The sequence below is a fragment of the Paracidovorax cattleyae genome (assembly GCF_900104515.1).
In the GTDB taxonomy this organism is placed as follows: Bacteria; Pseudomonadota; Gammaproteobacteria; order Burkholderiales; family Burkholderiaceae_C; genus Paracidovorax; species Paracidovorax cattleyae.
The window spans coordinates 273,041-290,888 of sequence record NZ_FNJL01000001.1; the positions used below are offsets into that span (position 1 = coordinate 273,041).

The window sequence follows — 17,848 nt, forward strand, 5'->3', positions numbered from 1 at the left end:
CGCACCAGCCCTTCCCGGAAGCCACGGGAACGTCCTCGTGGCTGGCGGGGTGGCTATTTTTGCTACATCTTCGATAGCAGCAAGCCTTTTGCTTCAAAGGCTCCTGGCGGAGAAGGTGTCGCAGGACTTGATGCTTCCGCCCTGCAGCCCGGCCTGGAACCACCGCTGGCGCTGGGCACTGGAGCCGTGGGTGAAGCTGTCCGGAACGACCGCACGGCCCGCGGAGCGCTGCAGCGCATCGTCGCCGATCTTCGCCGCGGCGTTCATGGCTTCCTCGACGTCGCCCTGCTCCAGGATGTGCCGCGCGTTCTGTGCGTGGTGGGCCCACACGCCCGCGAAGCAGTCGGCCTGCAGTTCCAGGCGCACGGACAGGTGGTTGTATTCCACCTGGCTCACCCGGCCGCGCATCTGGTCCACCCGGCTGCTGATGCCCAGGAGGTTCTGCACGTGGTGGCCCACCTCGTGCGCGATCACGTAGGCCTGCGCGAAGTCGCCCGGCGCGCCGAGGCGGTTCTTCAGCGTCTCGTAGAAACCGAGGTCGATATAGACCTTGCGATCCGCCGGACAGTAGAACGGGCCCATGGCCGATTCGCCCCGTCCGCAGGCGGTGGGTGTCGCTCCACGGAACAACACGAGCCGGGGGTTCTGGTAGGTCGAGCCGTTCTGGCGGAAGACATCGGCCCAGACGTCTTCGGTGTCGGCGAGCACGGTGGAGACGAACTTGGCCATGGTGTCGTCTGCGGGCGGGCGATGGGCCGGAGGCTGCTGGGTCTGCACATGGGCGGGAGGCGCGCCGCCGCCGCTCAGCAGGCCGAGGATGGTCAGGGGATTGATGCCGAACACCCACCCGCCGATGAGGGCGACGACGATGGTGCCGATACCGATGCTGCGTCCCCCGAACACCGGAAAGCCGCCCCCTCCCCCGCCGCCGTCGCTTTCGTCACGGCGGTCCTCGACGTTGTCCGATTCGCGATTGCCTTCCCATCTCATCGTGCGCACCCTGAAAGATTCATGCCAGTGCGTGATGGTACGCCGGCCGGAGCAGACTCAGCGGGCCGCCAGGTGGGTGGCGGGGGCCCAGCCGGCATCGGCCTGCATCGCCTGGCCCGCCACCGGCAGGGTGCTGCCAGCCGTGGACTGCAGTCCCCTGGCGACCCAGGCGTGCTGCTGCTGTTCGGCATGGCGCACGTGGTCTTCCAGCACCCAGGCCATGGCGGCGATCTGCAGCACGATGACGGTGGCGCCCGTGGCGAGGACGCCCGGCCGGATGCCGGGGCGGGAGGATGCGTCCATCCGGGATGGCGCGGAAGACGGCTCTGCGTGGAAGTGGTCCATGGGAAAGGCTTTCTCGGGAGCGGCCTGGCGCTTCAGCGGTGGCACCAGTGCAGGCCGGCGGCCGCGGGCTCCGCGTCCTCGAAATAGTCGGAGAGTTCCTTCACCAGCGCCTGCAGGGTCTCCCCGGGCAGCTGGCGCGCACGCGCGATCTGCTCCAGTGCATAGCGGCGGTCGCCGAGCATCATGGCGGCGCTGATGCAATGGCCCCGGGCCGCCATCTGCAGCAGGAACGCATCGAGCGTCTGCGCGGGCCAGTAGCGCGGGCCGCAGGGATGGGCCCCTTCGGAGTGGTAGTCGGCGGGCGCGCCTGCCCGGGCGGTAGGGAGCGCGGAGGAGGCAAGCATGGCGAAGTCCTCGGCAAAAGAACGTATGTGTCAGTCTGCCGGCCTTTTGTGACAACCATCACGACATGCAACGGCATACCTTGATGCAGATGCTAGGGCCCCGCCACGGCCTGCGCATCGGAGAAACAGGCCGCCCGCCTGTAGGACACGCGCCAGTCGCGCGCCGGCAGTCAGGCCTTGGGCAGCGTGACGCCGACCTGTCCCTGGTACTTGCCGCCGCGGTCGCGGTAGCTCACCTCGCAGACCTCGTCGCTCTCGAAGAACAGCACCTGGGCGCAGCCTTCGCCGGCGTAGATGCGCGCCGGCAGGGGCGTGGTGTTGCTGAACTCGAGGGTCACGTAGCCCTCCCACTCGGGCTCGAAGGGCGTGACGTTCACGATGATCCCGCAGCGCGCGTAGGTGCTCTTGCCCAGGCAGATGGTGAGCACGTTGCGCGGGATGCGGAAATACTCCACGGTGCGCGCGAGCGCGAAGCTGTTGGGGGGGATGATGCAGCTGTCGCCATGGAAATCGACGAAGCTCTTCTCATCGAAATGCTTGGGGTCCACCACGGTGCTGTGGATGTTGGTGAACACCTTGAATTCGGGCGCGCAGCGGATGTCGTAGCCGTAGCTGCTGGTTCCGTAGCTGATGATCTTGCGGCCGTCGCTTTCGCGGATCTGGCCGGGCTCGAACGGCTCGATCATGCCGTGCTGCTCGGCCATGCGGCGGATCCATTTGTCGCTCTTGATGCTCATGGGTTCTCTCTCCTCGTGCGCGCCAGTCGAAAGGCGGCGCGCGGACGCGATACTACTCTTTTCATAGCTGTGGAAAACCGCTGCACGGGCTCCGCAGACTCATCGGGCCGCCGCGATCACGGTGCGCTCGACGAGCCGGTCGTCGCCCAGCACGATCATCGCGAACAGCAGCTCGTCCAGGCTGGAAGCCTGGGCCGTCTTGCGCGCGAGCAGCGGGGTGGCCGCGGGATTCAGCACGACGAAGTCCGCCTCGCAACCCGGCTGCAGGTTGCCGATCACCCCCTCCAGCCCCAGCGCGCGCGCCGCGCCGGCCGTGTGCTGCCACCAGAGATGGCCGGGCGGCAGCGAGAGGCCGGGCTTGGTCTGCCCCTCCCGCCCCACGTAATAGGCCGCGAGCATCGTGTGGAACGGGCTGAAGCTGGTGCCGCCCCCCACGTCGCTCGCGAGGCCGTAGCGGAAGCCCACGCGATCGGCGCCCTCGTAGTCGAAGAAGCCGCTGCCGAGGAACAGGTTGCTGGTGGGGCTGACGGCCGCGGCGGTGCGGGTGCCGCGCATCAGCGCGCGGTCCTCGTCGTCGAAGTGGATGCAGTGGGCATACACGGCCCGATCGCGCATCAGCCCGAAGCCCTCGTACACGGCGAGGTAGCTGCGGGCCTGGGGAAAGAGTTCGAGCGCCCAGCGGATCTCGTCGCGGTTCTCGGCCACGTGCGACTGGATCCATACGTCGGGATACCGGGCCGCCAGCTCGCCGGCGCCGCGCAGCTGGGCCTCGCTGCAGCTGGGGGCGAAACGCGGCGTGATGGCATAGCCCAGGCGGCCTCGGCCGTGCCAGCGGCGGATGAGGTCTTCGGTGTCGGCGAGCGAGCGCGTGGTTTCGTCGCGCACGCCGTCGGGGGAGTTCCGGTCCTGCAGCACCTTGCCGGCGATGAGGCGCATGCCGCGGGTGGAGGCCTCTTCCATCAGCGCATCCACCGACGCGGGATGGGAGGTGGCGAAGGTGAGCGACGTGGTGACGCCGTTGCGCAGCAGCTCGTCGATGAAGACGGTGGCCACGCCCCGGGCATAGGCGGCATCGGCGAAGCGCGACTCGTGCGGGAAGGTGTAGTTTTCCAGCCAGGGCAGAAGCCCTTCCGCGGGCGAGCCGATGACGTCGGTCTGCGGGAAATGCACGTGCATGTCCACGAAACCGGGCGCGATGATGCGGCCGGGGCAATGCGTGACCGGCAGGCCCGGGTACCGGGGCGAGAGCGTATGCCAATCACCCGCGGCGACCACGCGCTGCACGCCGTCGGCGCCGGGACCGACGGCCAGGAATCCGTCTTCATCGTAGAGCGGCCTGCCTTCGGCGTCGAAGCGCAGGAGTGCGGCACGGTACACGTGGGTGGCGGCGTCAGGGGTCAGGGGCGGGGTCGGCGTGGGCATGCGGGAATGATGACATGGCGGCCCGTCGGGGCGCTTGGCCATGCGGGGTTTGGTGGATGAACGAACAGGAGTGGATGGGCGGGAGCCCGCCTGCAGAACGTGGATGCGACACCGGGGCTGGGAGCGCAGGCTGCCTAGCGCTGCACACCCTCCACGAGCCAGTCCATGCGCAGGATCTGCTCGTCCGCCAGCGTGCGGCCGGCAGCGATCACCTCGCGCCCGGTGTTGTCCCGCACGGGCACTGCGCCGGCCGAGAAGGGGTGCAGGCGCCCGCGGGCGATGTCGTCCTGGCGCGCGAGCACCTCCCTGCGCACGGCCGGCGGTACGCGGCTGCCGAAGCCTTCCACGCGCACCATGCCCTCGCGCACGCCGCCCCAGAGGTTGCCGCTCTTCCAGCGGCCCTCGCGGACGGCGCGCACGCGCTCGGTGTAGTAGGCGCCCCACTGGTGCGTGACGGCCAGGACCTGGGCGTCCGGGCCGATGCCCCGCATGTCCGAGTGGTAGCCGATGGCCAGGCGACCGCGCTCCTGGGCCGCGGCCATCACCGCGGTGGAGCCGGTATGGAACGCCACCACGTCCACGCCTTCGTTGAACAGGGCCATCGCCGCGTCGCGCTCCCTGGGCGGATCGAACCAGACGTTGAGCCAGACCACCTTCACCGTGGCCTTCGGATCGACGGAGCGCATGCCGAGCGTGAAGGCATTGATGCCCTGCACCACCTCGGGAATCGGGAAGCCTGCCACGAAGCCCGCGACGTGCGAGCGCGTCATGCGGCCCGCCGCCACGCCCGCGAGGTATCGGCCCTCGTAGTAGCGTGCGTTGGCCGTGGCCACGTTGGGGGCGGTCTTGTAGCCGGTGATGGATTCGAACTTCACATCGGGGAAGTCGCGCGCCACGCGCAGCGTGGGCTCCATGTAGCCGAAGCTGGGCGTGAAGATGATCTGGTGGCCGGTGGCGGCGAGGTCGCGGATCACGCGCTCGGCGTCCGCGCCCTCGGCCACGTTCTCGACATAGGTCGTGCGCACCTGCGGCCCCAGGGCCGCCTCGACGGCACGGCGCCCTTCGTCGTGCTGGCGCGTCCAGCCGGCTTCGGTGATGGGCGATACGTACACGAAGCCGGCCTTCACGGGAGCGCCCCCGGCGGGGGGAACGGCCGCGCCAGGCCGGGAAAAGGCGGAAGGGGCAAGGAAAAGACAGGCGGCCGCGAGCGCGGCAGCGAGGTTTTTGTACATGGTGGTCCTCTACATGGTCCCGGAACTGGAAAAAGAAAAAGGCTGCCGGGACAGCAGCCTTTCGTCCGCATCTGCGGAAGACAGGGGCGGGATTTTATCCGCGGCCCGCCTGTCGCGGGCCCGGAGGGGCCTTTTGCATCAGACCGGCGACACCACGCCGCGCCCGGCGAAATGCCCCTCCGCATTGGCGATGAACCGGTCCACGCTGGACTGCACGGCCTCGGGCGACCAGCCGGCCACGTGCGGCGTGAGCACGACGTTGTCGAGCCCGATGAGGGCCTCGGGCGGATGCGGCTCGCTCTCGTACACGTCCAGGCCCGCGCCGGCGATGCGGCGCTCGCGCAGCGCGTCGGCCAGCGCCCCGGTATCGACCACGCTGCCGCGCGCGATGTTCACGAGATAGCCCAGCGGGCCGATGGCGTCGAGGACCTCGGCATTCACCGCGTGGCGCGTGGACGGGCCGCCGGGCGTGGCGCACACCAGGACGTCGCACCATTCGGCGAGGTCGCGCAGGCTGGAGAAGTACTGGTGCGGCACGCCGTCCCGCGGGTTGCGGTTGTGGTAGCCGATCTGCATGTCGAAGCCGGACGCGCGGCGCGCGATCTTCTGGCCGATGGTGCCCAGGCCGAAGATGCCCAGGCGCTTGCCGGACACGTTCGGCGGCAGTCCGATGGCATCGCGCCAGACGCCTTCGCGGCAGAGGCGGTCCAGCGGGCGCAGGCCGCGCACGATGGAGATGAGCAGGCCGAAGGCATGGTCGGCCACGCAGTCGTCGTTGGTGCCGGCGCCGTTGGCCACGGCGATGCCGCGCGCCCTGGCGGCGTCGAGCGCGATGTTCTCGTAGCCGGCGCCCAAAGCGCAGATGAGCTCGAGCGCGGGCATGGACTCGATTTCCTGGGCCGTGAGGCCGATGGAGCCGATGGTCAGCACCGCGCGGAAGCGGCCGCCCTGCGTGGCGATGGCCTGGGTGCGGTCGTTGGGGGTGGGTGCGTAGTGCAGGTCGTAGGCAGCGGCGATCTGGGCCTGGTGCTGCGGCGACAGGGTGTTGAGGGCCAGGAGGGGAATGCGCGGGGTGGACACGGTGGAAGCTTCCAATCCAACAATCAAGGTCGGCATGCGCCCGCGGATCGGGCGCGGGCATGCCGCGGCGGCTGCAAGGGCCGCGGCGGCACACCGGCCGGGGTGCCGAGATTGTGCGCCAGCCTGCGGCCCCGGGGAACTACGGCCGCACGGTCCGGGTGCGCAAATTCGCATCCGAGGCGATCTCGGCCTCCGTGAAGGGCACGCGCACCCACTGCTTCGCGGCGTAGGCCTGGGTGTAGTCACCCTGGTGCGGCGAGCCCGGATCGTCCGAGAGGGAATGGGTGAGCAGCGTATGGGCCTGCACCCCGCCCGCGGGGAAGGCGACCACCTGCAGGTAGCTGTTGCCGTGCGGCTGGCCGTCCATGGAATACCCACCCTGGTCGATGGGATTTTCCGAGCAGGTGATGGTGAAGTAGCCGATGCCGGCGCAGCCGCCGTACAGCGGCATCTTCCTGCCGCCGCGCACCGAGAACAGCACCTCGCCGCGCGGCGCATCGACCGCGAAGCCGCTCTGCTTCACCTTGGCCACGGCGGCACCGAAGGCTTGCTGCAGCGCGCCGGCAGCCGCGGGATTCAGGTCGCGTGGCGTGTTCAGCGGATCGGCGGGGTCGAACGGCGTGGTGTAGAGCTGGGCCGCCGGTACCTGCACGCGGCTCCAGAACTCATCCCACACGTGCGAGCCGCGCGCATCGCTGTTGCCGGTGTTGTCCCAGGCGCGCAGGGCGGCGCAGGCAGAGGCCACGTCCACGGAGGAGCCGCCGACCGTGACCTGCGGCGAGGTGCAGACCAGGGCGATCGCCTGGTCCTTGAAGCGCTCGGCGCTGAAGACGCGGCTGTTGAGCACCATCTGCCGGACGATGGCGCTGCTGGCCTGGCGGCCGCCGTAGCCATCGGTGCCGGCCAGGCGCTGCAGCGCCATGGTGTGGCCCAGGCGCGTGCGCAGGCTCTGCGGCGTGCCCGTGGCGCCGAAGATGGGCGCGTAGCCGGTGAGTGGCGCATTGGCGTTGGCGAGCCAGTAGCTGTCGTTCATGTTGCCCACGTAGTCGTCGCGCAGCAGGCTGGGCATGCGCGACGGGTCGATGGCCCCCTTCTGCACGGAGTCCGGGTCGGACTGCCAGTCGCAGGCGCTGCGGGAGCCGTCGAAGAACGGCACACCCGGCAGCGAGGCGGCGATCGCCTTGCCGTAGGCCGTGGTACAGGAGGCGATCTGGCTGGAGGAGACGTTGGGCACCGCACCCATGTCCGCGTACCAGGCCCGGGCGCTGCCGCGCCCCACGGCCACGGTGTTCACCCAGGGAATGGCGGATTCCTCGCGCTGGATGGCCATGAACTCGTCGAGCGACCGGGCCTGGTTCCAGCGCATCCAGTTGCGGAAGGTGCGGTAGTTCTCGCCGTTGATGTCGCGGATGACGAAGGCGGTGGACTGGCTCCAGGCCAGGACTGGGTTGAGCCTGGACAGGTTCACCAGCGGCCCCATGTCGGTCTTGTAGAGCGTGCGCGTCACGTCCACCGTGCCCGATGCCGTGCGGTTCTGCACCGTGATGGTGGTGGCCGCCATCTTCACGGGGGCGCCGTCGCGCAGGTAGGTGGTGGGATCGCCCGCGGCCAGCGTGAGCTGGAAGAAGCCGAAGCGGCGCGCGGAGGAGACCGTGTGGCTCCAGGCCACGTTGTCGTTGAAGCCGATCAGCACCACCGGGATGCCGAGGAACGACACCCCGCTCACGTTCAGCTCGTTGCCGATGGTGAGTTGCGCCTGGTAGAAGCGATCGGGCCCCTTCCAGTACCAGTGTGGATTGCCGAAGAGCAGCGGACTGCCCTCGCCCGTTCCGGCCGTGCCGAAGCCGTACATGTTGCTGCCGATGCCGGCCGTGCCGCCGACCTGCAGGTCCGGGGTTCGGGTGCGGGAGGCATCGAGGGCCGCGACGGCGGTCGTGCCACCCTTGCTCTGCGGCGCGGCCGCGGCGGTGTCCGAGCGTGCGGCAGCGGGCGCGGTGGCGTTGGCGATGGCCGCCGCGAAGTTGCTGTAGCCCCCCGCGAGGTTGGCGGCGAACATGCGCCGCCATATGTCCTGCACGGTGACGGGCTGCACCCAGGCTTCGTTGCGGCAGGCCGCGTGGGCACCGCTGTCGGCCTGGAGGTCGCCCAGGTAGCGGTTGTAGCCGGCGGCGAAGCCCTCGACCATCTGGCGCAGCTTCTCCGGCTGGGCCGCCATCATTTTCTCCACCACGTCGGCAGAGATGACGTGGCGGTGGAAGAAGTCCGAATCGATGTTGAGCGGCCGGCCCAGCGTGCTGTTGTAGATGACCTGCGCGGACCCGCCGAAGTAGCGGGAGCGCTCGCCACGGTAGGTGACGAAGGCATCGGCGAGGGTGCAGAGATTGTCCTGCGCCTGCGCGTAGCCGTAGCCGAAGCCAGCCCCGCCCCAGGTGGATGCCTTGATGTGCGGCACGCCCATGGCGGTGCGGCGGATCTCCGCGCTGTAGGGGGCCAGGTCGCCGCGGCCGTGACCGCCGCCACAGGCGGCCAGGCTGGCGACGAAACAAAGGGAAAGCGGCCTCAGGCCGCCGCGGAACGTAGTGCGCATGGTGGTGTGTCTCCTCTGGGCCCCCTTGGCAGCTGCATGGCCGGGGCCGCCAGAGCATAGGAAAAATTGCTGCCGGGCGCTTGTACGCAGCGGCTACGTCGCCAGAGGGGGAATGCGTCAGCTGGCCTGCGCTCCGCGCCAGGCCGTGTGCGCGCAGTCGTCCACGAACACGTCCACGCGGCCCGCGTCCGCCAGGAAGGACGGCGTCAGGCCGAAGCAGCGCTGGAAGGTGCGGCTCATGTGCGCGCCGTCGGTGAAGCCCCCCGCGAGCGCGATGCCGGTGAGCGACATGCCGGAGGCCATCATCTGCACGGTGCGGCGGATCTTGGACCACAGCAGGTAGCGCTTGATCGACAGGCCGGTCTGTTCATGGAAGAGGTGCGTGAGCCGGCCGGGCGACAGGCAGGCCACGGCCGCCAGGTCGCACAGCGGAACCGCCATGCCATGGCTTCCGGCATCGCGCATCCGCTGCAGCACGCGCTCCACGCGCGGATCCAGGCACGCACGGTCGCCGCGGGGGCGCTTCACGGCGCCGCAGGCTGCGTCCAGCATGCTGCCGCTGAGGCGGCGCAATGCCGGGCTGTCCAGCTCGCCGTGCAGCGCGCCTTCGAAGCCCTCGCGCAACCCACTGAAGTCGGCCGCATCCAGCGGCAGGATGCCCTGGCCGTCCAGGCGCGCGGCCAGCCTGCGGAACGTTCCGGACGCCGGATCGACGTTCAGCGAGAGCAGGCCGCAGCCGTCGGCGTCGAGCTGGCGGGGCACGTTCGGCGCCACCAGGGCCGCGGTGCAGCGCAGCACCGTGCCATCGAGCGCGACGAGGACGAACGGGCGGCCGGAGGCGGATGCCAGCAGGGTGGCGGAAGCCCGGGCGGTGAGGCCGGACTGGATCGCCTCCGTGAGGTAGAAGAAACGGTCATCCCAGAGATGCAGCTGGTTGGTGGTGGACATGCGGTATGCGGCGCGTGCCCGGACCAGCGCCGGTTTGCGCGCCCGTGATTCTCACGCAACAGACTATCGGCCGTCGATCCGCAATGACCCGCGGGGCCATGCCGTCTCAATGCGGCGCGGCGAAGCGGTCGAAGCAGGCCCGCAGCGCACGCTGCCAGGCCTGCTTGTCCGCGTCCGGAACGAAGCTCGCCTCGAAGCTGTTGGATGCGAGCTGGTAGGCATGCGCCGCCGTGAGCGTGGGCACGGCCTCGAACAGGCGCAGGAAGTTCGTGTTCAGGTAGCCGCCGAAATAGGCGGGGTCGTCCGAGTTCACCGTGGCCGCCAGGCCCGCATCCAGCAGGGCCTGGATGTTGTGGTCCGCCAGGTCGGGAAAGACGCACAGCTTCTCGTTGGACAGCGGGCAGACGGTGAGCGCCACCCGCTCGGCGGCCAGCCGGCGCATCAGCGCCGGGTCGTGCACGGCCTGTACGCCGTGGTCGATGCGCTCGGCACGCAGCACGTCGAGCGCGCTCCAGATGTAGGCCGGAGGCCCTTCCTCGCCCGCGTGCGCGACGCGGTGCAGTCCCAGTTCGCCGCAGCGCGCGAACACGCGGGCGAACTTCTCGGGCGGATGGCCCACCTCGCTCGAGTCCAGGCCCACCCCGATGAAGCGGTCCCGATAGGGCAGTGCCTGCTCCAGCGTCTCGAAGGCGTCCTCTTCGCTGAGGTGGCGCAGGAAGCACAGGATCAGCGAAGCGCTTACGCCCAGCTGCACCCTGGCGTCCTCGCAGGCCCGGTGCAGGCCTTCGATCACCACGCCGATGCCGACGCCGCGCGCGGTGTGCGTCTGCGGATCGAAGAACATCTCGGTGTGCACGATGTGGTCGGCGGCCGCGCGCTGCAGGTAGGCCCAGGCCATGTCGTAGAAATCCTGCTCGTGCAGCAGCACGCTCGCGCCGGCGTAGTAGATGTCCAGGAAGCTCTGCAGGTTGGTGAACGCGTAGGCGCTGCGCAGCGCCTCCACGTCGGCATAGGGCAGTGCCACGCCGTTGCGCTTGGCGAGCGCGAAGATCAGCTCGGGCTCGAGCGAGCCCTCGATGTGCATGTGGAGCTCGGCCTTGGGCATGGTGCGCAGCAGGTCGGGCAGGCGCTCCGGGGCGATGGCGCCGGCATGCGGCGGGAGGGCGGTACGGGAATCGGTCATGGGAAGCCTCGGGAAGGCGCGGCACGGATGCGCGCAGCGCACAGCATAAGGCCGGCCGGGGCCGCGCGGGCTACCAGGCCGAGTCCTGCCCCTGCAGCGCGCGCCGGGCCAGCAGGAAGGTGGCTGCGTTCCAGCTCTGGCCGGCCATGCCCATGGGCGCCAGCGTGCGGCCATGGAACCACTCGGTGAAGCGCCAGTCGTCGAGCGCATTGGCATGGGCCAGCTTCGCCAGTTCGGACCAGCCGGCGCGGCGCAGGCCCAGGCGGGCCAGCGCCATCACCCAGAAGCCGCCGACGAAGGGCCAGATGCCGCCGTTGTGGTACTGGTGCATGAGGTTCTGGCGGTGCCGGCCCATGTAGGCCCGCCACAGGTCGTGCTCGTGGGACAGCGGGTGCAGCACCACGCGCACGGGCAGCGAGTTGCCCGCATGGGCGGCTTCGATGGTGTTGACGATGTTGTGCGCCATGGCCTCGTCGGCGAGTCCTGACTGGATGGCCAGCAGGTTGCCGAACACATCGCCCTCGTCGCCCACCACCGCCAGGTTCACGAAGCTCAGGAACAGGCCCGGGTCGCGCCGGCCGCGCCGGGCATAGTGCTGCAGCAGCCGGGCGCGGTGGTACTCGGGCAGGTCGCGCTGGAACGGGTTGAAGAGATGGTTGAAGTGGTGCTGCGTGTCCTCCGCCTGGCAAAGCGAGAAGCGGCGCTTGACGTCGAACCACAGGGCGTTGGTGTAGAGCACGTAGCCCGAGCGCGGCATGATGTCCGCCCAGTCGCTGGCCTCGTTCTGCTGCAGCAGCCGGAAATGCTGGTGCTCCTGCGCGAGCAGCCAGCCGATGGCCCGCTCGACGCCATCGGACCAGCAGTCGCCGTCCACCGCACCATGGCGCCGCACGTGGTCCACCGCGATCAGCCACCACAGGGTGGAGTCGATGCAGCCGAGGTACCAGAAGTCCGCGTCGCGGCCCTCCGGATCGACGTATTTGGGAATCTGGCCGTTGGGGGCCTGCTGCGAGGCGAGGGCATCGAGGCTGGCCACGGCGCCCTCCTCCAGGGCCGGCACGCCGCTGCCGCACATCGCCATGACGCACATGGCCGCGTCGCGCCCGAAGATCCGCGTATAGCGCCGCGCCACCGCCGCCGCGGTGCGGCTCGCGGCCAGGATGCCGTGGGGCGTGAGGTTGCGTTCGAGCAGCGCGAGGGAGGCTTCCGAACAGGCATCGATCAGCGCGAGGGATGGGGCGTCGAGGGAATGGTCTGTCATGGGCATGCAGTGGGCAGGCGAACAGGCAGGCAGCGGGCGCGTAGTGCGCCAGGCAGGCCCGCGGGGCCGGGCCGCCCGGTGGCCACGCACCTCCCGGGCATGGAGCATCGGAGCCGGCACGGGTTCCATTGTGCAGCCGGATGCGGAACTGTCCAGCCCTCACGCGTGCGCCCGGCGCGGCCGGGAGCGCCTCAGCAGGCGCCGAAGGTGATGCCGCAGCCGCGCAGATAGCGCCGGTAGGCGGAAGAAGCCTTGTCCGCGGCGGTGTGCAGTTCCGCCCGCAGGTCCAGCGGCAGTCGCCTGGGCTCCTGGGATTCGAGCACAGGCTGGTCCTGCATGAAGATGGTGTGCTGGAAGTCGCGCAGCCTGGCGTCGGGTGAATCGAAATCGGCCACCGCCAGGCGGAACCACACGCGGCTCGACTCCGGCGTGATCGGGCAGATGTAGAGCGCGATGGACTCGCGCCAGCCCTCCACCGCGGTGGTGCCGGATTCCGGCAGCTTGGTCAGCACGGCCGCGTACGGGCCGGTGACTTCGTAGGTGTATTCGACCTGCGCCGCCGTGGTGGAATGCAGGTTCGACTGCGGCTGCCAGGCCTTGCAGCCGGTGGCCAGCAGGCCGGTCGGCGTGGGCTCCACGCGGTAGTCGTCGATGGCCGCGGCATCGCGCGCGCCGAGCCAGCCTTCGTGCACGAAGCCGAAATGCGACATGTCGAGGAAATTCTCGACGATGCGGGGCGCGCTTGCGGCCACGTCGTAAGGCCCGCAGTTGAGCTTGCGCAGTCGCGCGTCGTCTTCCGCGGCGAATGCCGGCAGGGCGGCGTCGCCCGGCGCCAGGCGCACCCACACCAGGCCGTGCGCTTCCCGCACGCCGAAGCATTCCACGCGGTGCCCGGCCGGCGGCTGGAACTGCGGCAGCGCAGGCACCTGGACGCAGCGGCCGCCACCCTCGAACTGCCAGCCATGGTAGGGGCATTCGAGCCGGCCTTCGTGCACGCGGCCGAGCGAGAGGCGCGCGCCGCGATGGGGGCAGCGGTCGGGGAAGGCATGCGGCACGCCTGCAGCGTCGCGCCAGAGGACGAGGGGCTGGTCCAGCAGGCGCGCGGCCAGGGGGGCGGCGCCGACCTCTTGCGCCAGGGCGACGGGATGCCAGTGTTGTTGTTCGATCATCGTGGGAAGGATTGTCAGGCCAGCGCGCGCACGGAATTGCTCAGCGAGCGCGCGCAGGCGATCAGGGCCGGCGCGAGGCGTTTTTCCGCCTCCTCGGGGGTCCAGCGGCTGGTGGGCGCCACGACATGCACCGCCGCCACGGGGCGGCCGCGCCCGCCGACGACCGGCGCGGCCAGGGTCATGTCGCCCAGGAACAGCTCTTCGCGGTTGACCGCATAGCCGCGCTGCCGGGCCAACTGCAGTTGCTCCAGGATGGCGGACTCGTCGGTCAGCGTGTGGCGGGTGTGGGCCACGCGCTCTCCCTGGCGGATGAGCGCCAGCGCATCGGCCTCGGGCAGCGCGCTCAGGAAGGCCCGCCCGGAAGCGGTGCAGTACATCGGGATGCGGCTGCCGATGGGCATGTGCACGGGCACGAACTGGGCGCTGACGAAGCGCGCCACATAGACCATCTCGGCGCCGTCGGCCTCGGTGAGGCAGGTGGTTTCCGTGGTGACGTTGGTGAGTTCGGACAGGAACGGATTGGCCAGGTCGATGAGCGGATTGCCGGCCAGGTAGTTGAACCCGATGCGCAGCACGCGCGGCGTGAGTTCGTAGCGCCGCGTCTGCGGATGCTTGCGCACATACCCCAGTTGCTCGAGGGTGTAGACCATGCGCTGCGCCGAGCTGCGGTTGATGCCCGCGGCCTCGGCGACCTCGGCGAAGGTCATGCCCCGGCGCTGGGCGCCGAAGGCGCACAGCACGTCCAGCCCTTTCTCGACGGACTGGTTGAACAGACGGCTGACGTCATCTTCTGAAGGGGTGGAGGCCATGAAGGCAGTATAGCCCCGCCACTCCAAGAAATCGCATATCGATTTTCTTTTAGCGATTAGTAGTTTTCACTAATTTCAAATCGCTCATCGTGAATCGATGATGGCATCGATCTTGCACCATGCCCACCGTGCGGACCGGCGCGCCCCAACGGCGTGCATGGCGCACATCCGTGGTCCATCCCGCCTTTCGTTCAAGGAGCCCCGCCATGCGTTTCCTCATCCACCGCCTACGCCACCTCATGTCCGGCCTGCTGGCTGCCGCCGCCGTCACGGCCGCCTGTGCGCAGGGCGCCGCGCCCGCGAGCTACAACGTCGGCGCGACCGCCACCGGCATTCCCTTCACCTTCCTCGACATCAAGACCAATACCATCCAGGGCATGATGGTGGACACCGTGCAGGCGGTGGCCAAGGCCGGCGGGTTCACCGTGAACGTGCAGCAGACGGTGTTCTCGGCGCTGATTCCCTCGCTCACCGCCAGCAAGATCGACATCGTCTCTGCCGCCATGCTGAAGACCCCCGCGCGCCAGCAGGTGGTGGATTTCAGCGATCCGGTCTATTCCTACGGGGAAGGCCTGATCGTCAAGGCCGACGACGGCCGCGCCTACGCCTCGCTGGACGACCTCAAGGGCGAAGTGGTCGGCGCGCAGGTGGGCACCGTATTCCTCGACATGCTGCAGAAGAAGGGCATCTTCAAGGAAGTGCGCAGCTACGACTCGGTGGCCGACCTGACGCGGGACCTGGCCCTGGGCCGCATCAAGGCGGGCCTGGCGGACCAGCCCATCCTGGCCTACCAGATCCGCCAGAACACCTTCCAGGGCGTGAAGCTGGCCGAGGGCTACAAGCCGTCGAACGTGGGCGACGTGTGCCTGGTGGTGCGCAAGGGCGATGCCGAGACGCTGCAGCGACTGAACAAGGCCATTGCGGCCGTCAAGGCCGACGGCACGCTCGCGCAGATCACGAAGAAGTGGGGCATTTGAGCCCCATGTCCAATTTCCTCCAGCATGCGCGCGATTTCCTGCCCATCCTGCTGCAGGGCGCGGTGGTCACGGTGCAGGTCACCGTGCTCGCCTTCCTGCTCAGCAGCGCCCTCGGGCTGGTCCTCGCGCTCGGCAAGCTTTCGTCCGTGCGCGCGGTGTCGCTCGCGGCTTCCACCTTCATCAACGTGATCCGCGGGCTGCCGATCATCGTGCAGCTGTTCTACATCTACTTCGTGCTGCCGGATTTCGGCGTGCAGCTCACGGCCTTCCAGGCCGGCGTGATCGGGCTGGGCATCGCCTATTCCGCCTACCAGGCGGAGAACTTCCGCGCCGGCATCGAGGCGGTGGACCCGGGCCAGCGCGAAGCGGCGCTGGCCATGGGCATGCGCCCTGCCCTGCTGATGCGGCGGGTGATCCTGCCGCAGGCCTTCCGCATCGCGCTGCCCCCCTACGGCAACACGCTGGTGATGATGCTCAAGGACTCGTCGCTGGTCTCCACCATCACGGTGGCGGAGATGACGCGCGCGGGCCAGCTCATCGCCTCGTCCACCTTCCAGAACATGACCGTCTATACCCTGGTGGCGCTGCTCTACCTTGCGATGAGCCTGCCGCTGGTGGCCTGCCTGCGGCGCCTGGAGCGCCGGCTGGGCGCGGGGAGCCGCCGATGATCGAGATCGAAGGCCTGGAGAAATCCTACGGCGCGCACCGCGTGCTGCAGGGCGTGAGCCTGCGCGTGGCGCGCGGCGAGGTGGTCTGCCTCATCGGCCCCTCGGGATCGGGCAAGTCCACCGTGCTGCGCTGCATCAACGGACTGGAGTCCTACCAGGGCGGCGAGGTGCGCGCCTTCGGCGAGCGCGTGGACCAGGGCGCCGCCGGCATCCACCTGCTGCGCCGCCGCATGGGCATGGTGTTCCAGCGCTTCAACCTGTTCCCCCACCGCACCGCGCTGGAGAACGTGATGGAAGGCCCCGTGCACGTGCAGGGGGTGCCCGCGGACCAGGCCCGCGCGGAGGCCAGGGCGCTGCTCGCCAAGGTGGGCCTGGCCGACAAGGGCGGGCACTACCCGGCGCAGCTCTCGGGCGGGCAGCAGCAGCGCGTGGCGATCGCGCGGGCCCTGGCGCTCAAGCCCGAGGCCATGCTGTTCGACGAGCCCACCTCGGCACTGGACCCGGAACTGGTGGGCGACGTGCTGGGCGTGATGCGCACGCTGGCGGATGAAGGCATGACGATGGTGGTGGTGACGCACGAGATGGGTTTCGCGCGCGAGGTGGCCGACCGCGTGTGCTTCCTGCACGGCGGTGCCATCGTGGAGGAAGGCAGCGCGGCGCAGGTGCTGGGCGCGCCACGGCATGCGCGCACCCAGGACTTCCTGCGCCGGGTGCTGCATGCCCCCACGGGGAGCTCGGCATGAGCGGCGCCGCTTCGGCACGCCCGATCGGCACCCATCCGGCCGCGGACTCGCTCTGGGCCGCCACCGCGCCGCCGGCGCCGGAGGCACCGCCGCTCCAGGACCGGCAGGCGGCGGACGTGCTGGTGGTGGGCGCGGGCTACACGGGCCTGTCCACCGCGCTGCACCTGGCCGAGGGCGGAGCGCGCGTGCGCGTGCTGGATGCACACGGCATCGGCTGGGGCGCCTCGGGCCGCAACGGCGGGCAGGTGAACCCCAGCCTCAAGCACGACCCGGACGAGCTGCTGCGCATCTACGGCCCCGCCCGGGCGGAGCCCCTGATCCAGGCCGTGTCCGGATCGGCGGACCTGGTGTTCGGCCTCATCGACCGCCACCGCATCGACTGCGCCCCGGTGCGCGCGGGATGGCTGCAGGTGGGCTACACCGAGCAGGCGGTGGCAGGCATGCATGCGCGCGCTCGGCAGTGGGAGCGCCACGGCGTGCGCACCGCCATGCTCGGCCGCACCGAGGCGGCCGCGCGCATCGGCAGCCCGGCGTTCGCGGGTGGCTGGTGGGACGGGCGCGCCGGGGCCGTGCAGCCGCTCGCCTATGCGCGCGGCCTGGCGCGCGCGGCGCAGGGCCTGGGCGTGCACCTGCACGGCGGCTCGCCGTTGGCGAAGCTGGAACGGCAGGGCACGCGCTGGGTGGCCACCACGGCCGCGGGCCACAGCGTGGAGGCGGGCCAGGTCGTGCTGGCCACCAACGGCTACACCGACGGCCTGTGGCCGGGCCTGGCGCGCACGGTGCTGGCGGCCAACAGCTTCATCGTCGCCACGCGCCCGCTCGGCCCGGGCGGCGACGCCATCCTGCCCGGCGGAGAAACCGGCTCCACCTCGCAGCGGCTGCTGCTGTACTTCCGCAAGGATGCGCAGGGCCGCCTGCTGATGGGCGGGCGCGGACATTTCACGGACCCGGCCGGCGCGTCGGATTTCGCGCACCTGGAGCGCGCCACGGCGCTGATGTTTCCCGGCCTGGGTCCGCTGGAGTACGCGTACCGCTGGGCCGGACGCATCGCGGTCACGCGCGACTTCATGCCCCACCTGCACCAGCCTGCGCCGGGCGTCACCCTGGCGCTCGGCTACAACGGCCGCGGCGTGGCGCTCGCCACGAGCATGGGGCGGGAAGTGGCGGCCCTGGTGGCAGGCGGCCCTCCGCAGCGCTGCCCCTACCCCGTCACCCCCATCCAGCCCATCCCGCTGCACGGGCTGCAGCGGTTCTACGTGGCGGCGGGCGTGGCCTGGTACAGCCTGATGGACAGGCTGAACGCCTGATTCCCGGCGCGGGTTCCGCGCAGCGGCGGCACGCAGGCAGCCACGC

The 17,848-nt window shown here is 70.0% G+C and carries 17 protein-coding genes; 4 read left to right on the plus strand and 13 right to left on the minus strand.

Annotated features, from left to right (window positions below; translation table 11 throughout):
• Positions 1-93 precede the first annotated feature (93 nt).
• From ypfJ to BLR05_RS01350, 13 genes are all read right to left on the minus strand, one after another.
• Positions 94-990: a KPN_02809 family neutral zinc metallopeptidase gene (ypfJ, locus tag BLR05_RS01290; protein WP_092831888.1), complete on the minus strand. Its 897-nt coding sequence runs from the start codon at positions 988-990 to the stop codon at positions 94-96.
• A 57-nt stretch (positions 991-1,047) separates the two neighbouring features.
• Positions 1,048-1,335, minus strand: coding sequence for a hypothetical protein (locus BLR05_RS01295; protein WP_092831889.1), 288 nt, complete (start codon positions 1,333-1,335; stop codon positions 1,048-1,050).
• A gap of 32 nt (positions 1,336-1,367) precedes the next feature.
• Complete coding sequence (locus tag BLR05_RS01300; protein WP_092831890.1) at positions 1,368-1,679, minus strand: hypothetical protein; 312 nt, start codon at positions 1,677-1,679, stop codon at positions 1,368-1,370.
• A 170-nt stretch (positions 1,680-1,849) separates the two neighbouring features.
• On the minus strand, positions 1,850-2,416 hold the full coding sequence (gene dcd, locus BLR05_RS01305) for a dCTP deaminase (RefSeq protein ID WP_013593615.1): 567 nt from the start codon (positions 2,414-2,416) through the stop codon (positions 1,850-1,852).
• Positions 2,417-2,515: 99 nt separating this feature from the next.
• Complete coding sequence (gene guaD / locus BLR05_RS01310) at positions 2,516-3,838, minus strand: guanine deaminase (RefSeq protein ID WP_092831891.1); 1,323 nt, start codon at positions 3,836-3,838, stop codon at positions 2,516-2,518.
• 134 nt (positions 3,839-3,972) lie between these two features.
• Positions 3,973-5,070 carry a BMP family ABC transporter substrate-binding protein gene (locus BLR05_RS01315; RefSeq protein WP_092831892.1) on the minus strand — a complete coding sequence of 366 codons (1,098 nt, stop codon included), beginning with the start codon at positions 5,068-5,070 and terminating at the stop codon, positions 3,973-3,975.
• A gap of 138 nt (positions 5,071-5,208) precedes the next feature.
• Positions 5,209-6,186 (minus strand): 2-hydroxyacid dehydrogenase, encoded by a 978-nt coding sequence (locus tag BLR05_RS01320; protein WP_092831893.1) that lies wholly within the window; start codon positions 6,184-6,186, stop codon positions 5,209-5,211.
• A 103-nt stretch (positions 6,187-6,289) separates the two neighbouring features.
• Positions 6,290-8,737 carry a penicillin acylase family protein gene (locus BLR05_RS01325; RefSeq protein WP_092831894.1) on the minus strand — a complete coding sequence of 816 codons (2,448 nt, stop codon included), beginning with the start codon at positions 8,735-8,737 and terminating at the stop codon, positions 6,290-6,292.
• Positions 8,738-8,854: 117 nt separating this feature from the next.
• Complete coding sequence (locus BLR05_RS01330; protein WP_092831895.1) at positions 8,855-9,685, minus strand: AraC family transcriptional regulator; 831 nt, start codon at positions 9,683-9,685, stop codon at positions 8,855-8,857.
• 106 nt (positions 9,686-9,791) lie between these two features.
• On the minus strand, positions 9,792-10,868 hold the full coding sequence (locus BLR05_RS01335; RefSeq protein WP_092831896.1) for an adenosine deaminase: 1,077 nt from the start codon (positions 10,866-10,868) through the stop codon (positions 9,792-9,794).
• Positions 10,869-10,938: 70 nt separating this feature from the next.
• A complete protein-coding gene (locus BLR05_RS01340) occupies positions 10,939-12,129 on the minus strand; it encodes an amylo-alpha-1,6-glucosidase (protein WP_092831897.1) in 1,191 nt (396 codons plus the stop codon).
• A 191-nt stretch (positions 12,130-12,320) separates the two neighbouring features.
• Positions 12,321-13,298 (minus strand): aromatic ring-hydroxylating dioxygenase subunit alpha, encoded by a 978-nt coding sequence (locus BLR05_RS01345; RefSeq protein ID WP_092831898.1) that lies wholly within the window; start codon positions 13,296-13,298, stop codon positions 12,321-12,323.
• Positions 13,299-13,312: 14 nt separating this feature from the next.
• Positions 13,313-14,107 carry an IclR family transcriptional regulator gene (locus BLR05_RS01350; protein ID WP_013593606.1) on the minus strand — a complete coding sequence of 265 codons (795 nt, stop codon included), beginning with the start codon at positions 14,105-14,107 and terminating at the stop codon, positions 13,313-13,315.
• A 206-nt stretch (positions 14,108-14,313) separates the two neighbouring features.
• On the opposite strand from BLR05_RS01350, the gene BLR05_RS01355 reads away from it, so the two are divergent.
• Genes BLR05_RS01355 through BLR05_RS01370 form a run of 4 tightly spaced genes read left to right on the plus strand, consistent with a single transcriptional unit; the run spans position 14,314 to position 17,802 of the window.
• Entirely contained in the window at positions 14,314-15,084 is a 771-nt protein-coding gene (locus BLR05_RS01355; RefSeq protein WP_092831899.1) for an ABC transporter substrate-binding protein, read from the plus strand.
• Between the two features lie 5 nt (positions 15,085-15,089).
• Complete coding sequence (gene ehuD / locus BLR05_RS01360; protein ID WP_092831900.1) at positions 15,090-15,752, plus strand: ectoine/hydroxyectoine ABC transporter permease subunit EhuD; 663 nt, start codon at positions 15,090-15,092, stop codon at positions 15,750-15,752.
• Positions 15,749-16,495 (plus strand): amino acid ABC transporter ATP-binding protein, encoded by a 747-nt coding sequence (locus BLR05_RS01365; protein ID WP_092831901.1) that lies wholly within the window; start codon positions 15,749-15,751, stop codon positions 16,493-16,495. The genes ehuD and BLR05_RS01365 overlap by 4 nt, the downstream gene beginning before the upstream one ends.
• Positions 16,492-17,802, plus strand: a complete 1,311-nt coding sequence (locus tag BLR05_RS01370; RefSeq protein ID WP_092831902.1) for an NAD(P)/FAD-dependent oxidoreductase — start codon at positions 16,492-16,494, stop codon at positions 17,800-17,802. The genes BLR05_RS01365 and BLR05_RS01370 overlap by 4 nt, the downstream gene beginning before the upstream one ends.
• Positions 17,803-17,848 lie beyond the last annotated feature (46 nt).

Bases quoted from the DNA above. Each gene is read 5' to 3' on its own strand.
- ypfJ (WP_092831888.1), bottom strand. From the start codon at position 990: ATGAGATGGGAAGGCAATCGCGAATCGGACAACGTCGAGGACCGCCGT.
- BLR05_RS01325 (WP_092831894.1), bottom strand. From the start codon at position 8,737: ATGCGCACTACGTTCCGCGGCGGCCTGAGGCCGCTTTCCCTTTGTTTC.
- BLR05_RS01335 (WP_092831896.1), bottom strand. From the start codon at position 10,868: ATGACCGATTCCCGTACCGCCCTCCCGCCGCATGCCGGCGCCATCGCC.
- BLR05_RS01350 (WP_013593606.1), bottom strand. From the start codon at position 14,107: ATGGCCTCCACCCCTTCAGAAGATGACGTCAGCCGTCTGTTCAACCAG.
- BLR05_RS01315 (WP_092831892.1), bottom strand. From the start codon at position 5,070: ATGTACAAAAACCTCGCTGCCGCGCTCGCGGCCGCCTGTCTTTTCCTT.
- BLR05_RS01340 (WP_092831897.1), bottom strand. From the start codon at position 12,129: ATGACAGACCATTCCCTCGACGCCCCATCCCTCGCGCTGATCGATGCC.
- BLR05_RS01365 (WP_092831901.1), top strand. From the start codon at position 15,749: ATGATCGAGATCGAAGGCCTGGAGAAATCCTACGGCGCGCACCGCGTG.
- ehuD (WP_092831900.1), top strand. From the start codon at position 15,090: ATGTCCAATTTCCTCCAGCATGCGCGCGATTTCCTGCCCATCCTGCTG.
- BLR05_RS01320 (WP_092831893.1), bottom strand. From the start codon at position 6,186: ATGCCGACCTTGATTGTTGGATTGGAAGCTTCCACCGTGTCCACCCCG.
- dcd (WP_013593615.1), bottom strand. From the start codon at position 2,416: ATGAGCATCAAGAGCGACAAATGGATCCGCCGCATGGCCGAGCAGCAC.
- BLR05_RS01355 (WP_092831899.1), top strand. From the start codon at position 14,314: ATGCGTTTCCTCATCCACCGCCTACGCCACCTCATGTCCGGCCTGCTG.
- BLR05_RS01370 (WP_092831902.1), top strand. From the start codon at position 16,492: ATGAGCGGCGCCGCTTCGGCACGCCCGATCGGCACCCATCCGGCCGCG.
- guaD (WP_092831891.1), bottom strand. From the start codon at position 3,838: ATGCCCACGCCGACCCCGCCCCTGACCCCTGACGCCGCCACCCACGTG.
- BLR05_RS01330 (WP_092831895.1), bottom strand. From the start codon at position 9,685: ATGTCCACCACCAACCAGCTGCATCTCTGGGATGACCGTTTCTTCTAC.
- BLR05_RS01300 (WP_092831890.1), bottom strand. From the start codon at position 1,679: ATGCTTGCCTCCTCCGCGCTCCCTACCGCCCGGGCAGGCGCGCCCGCC.
- BLR05_RS01345 (WP_092831898.1), bottom strand. From the start codon at position 13,298: ATGATCGAACAACAACACTGGCATCCCGTCGCCCTGGCGCAAGAGGTC.
- BLR05_RS01295 (WP_092831889.1), bottom strand. From the start codon at position 1,335: ATGGACCACTTCCACGCAGAGCCGTCTTCCGCGCCATCCCGGATGGAC.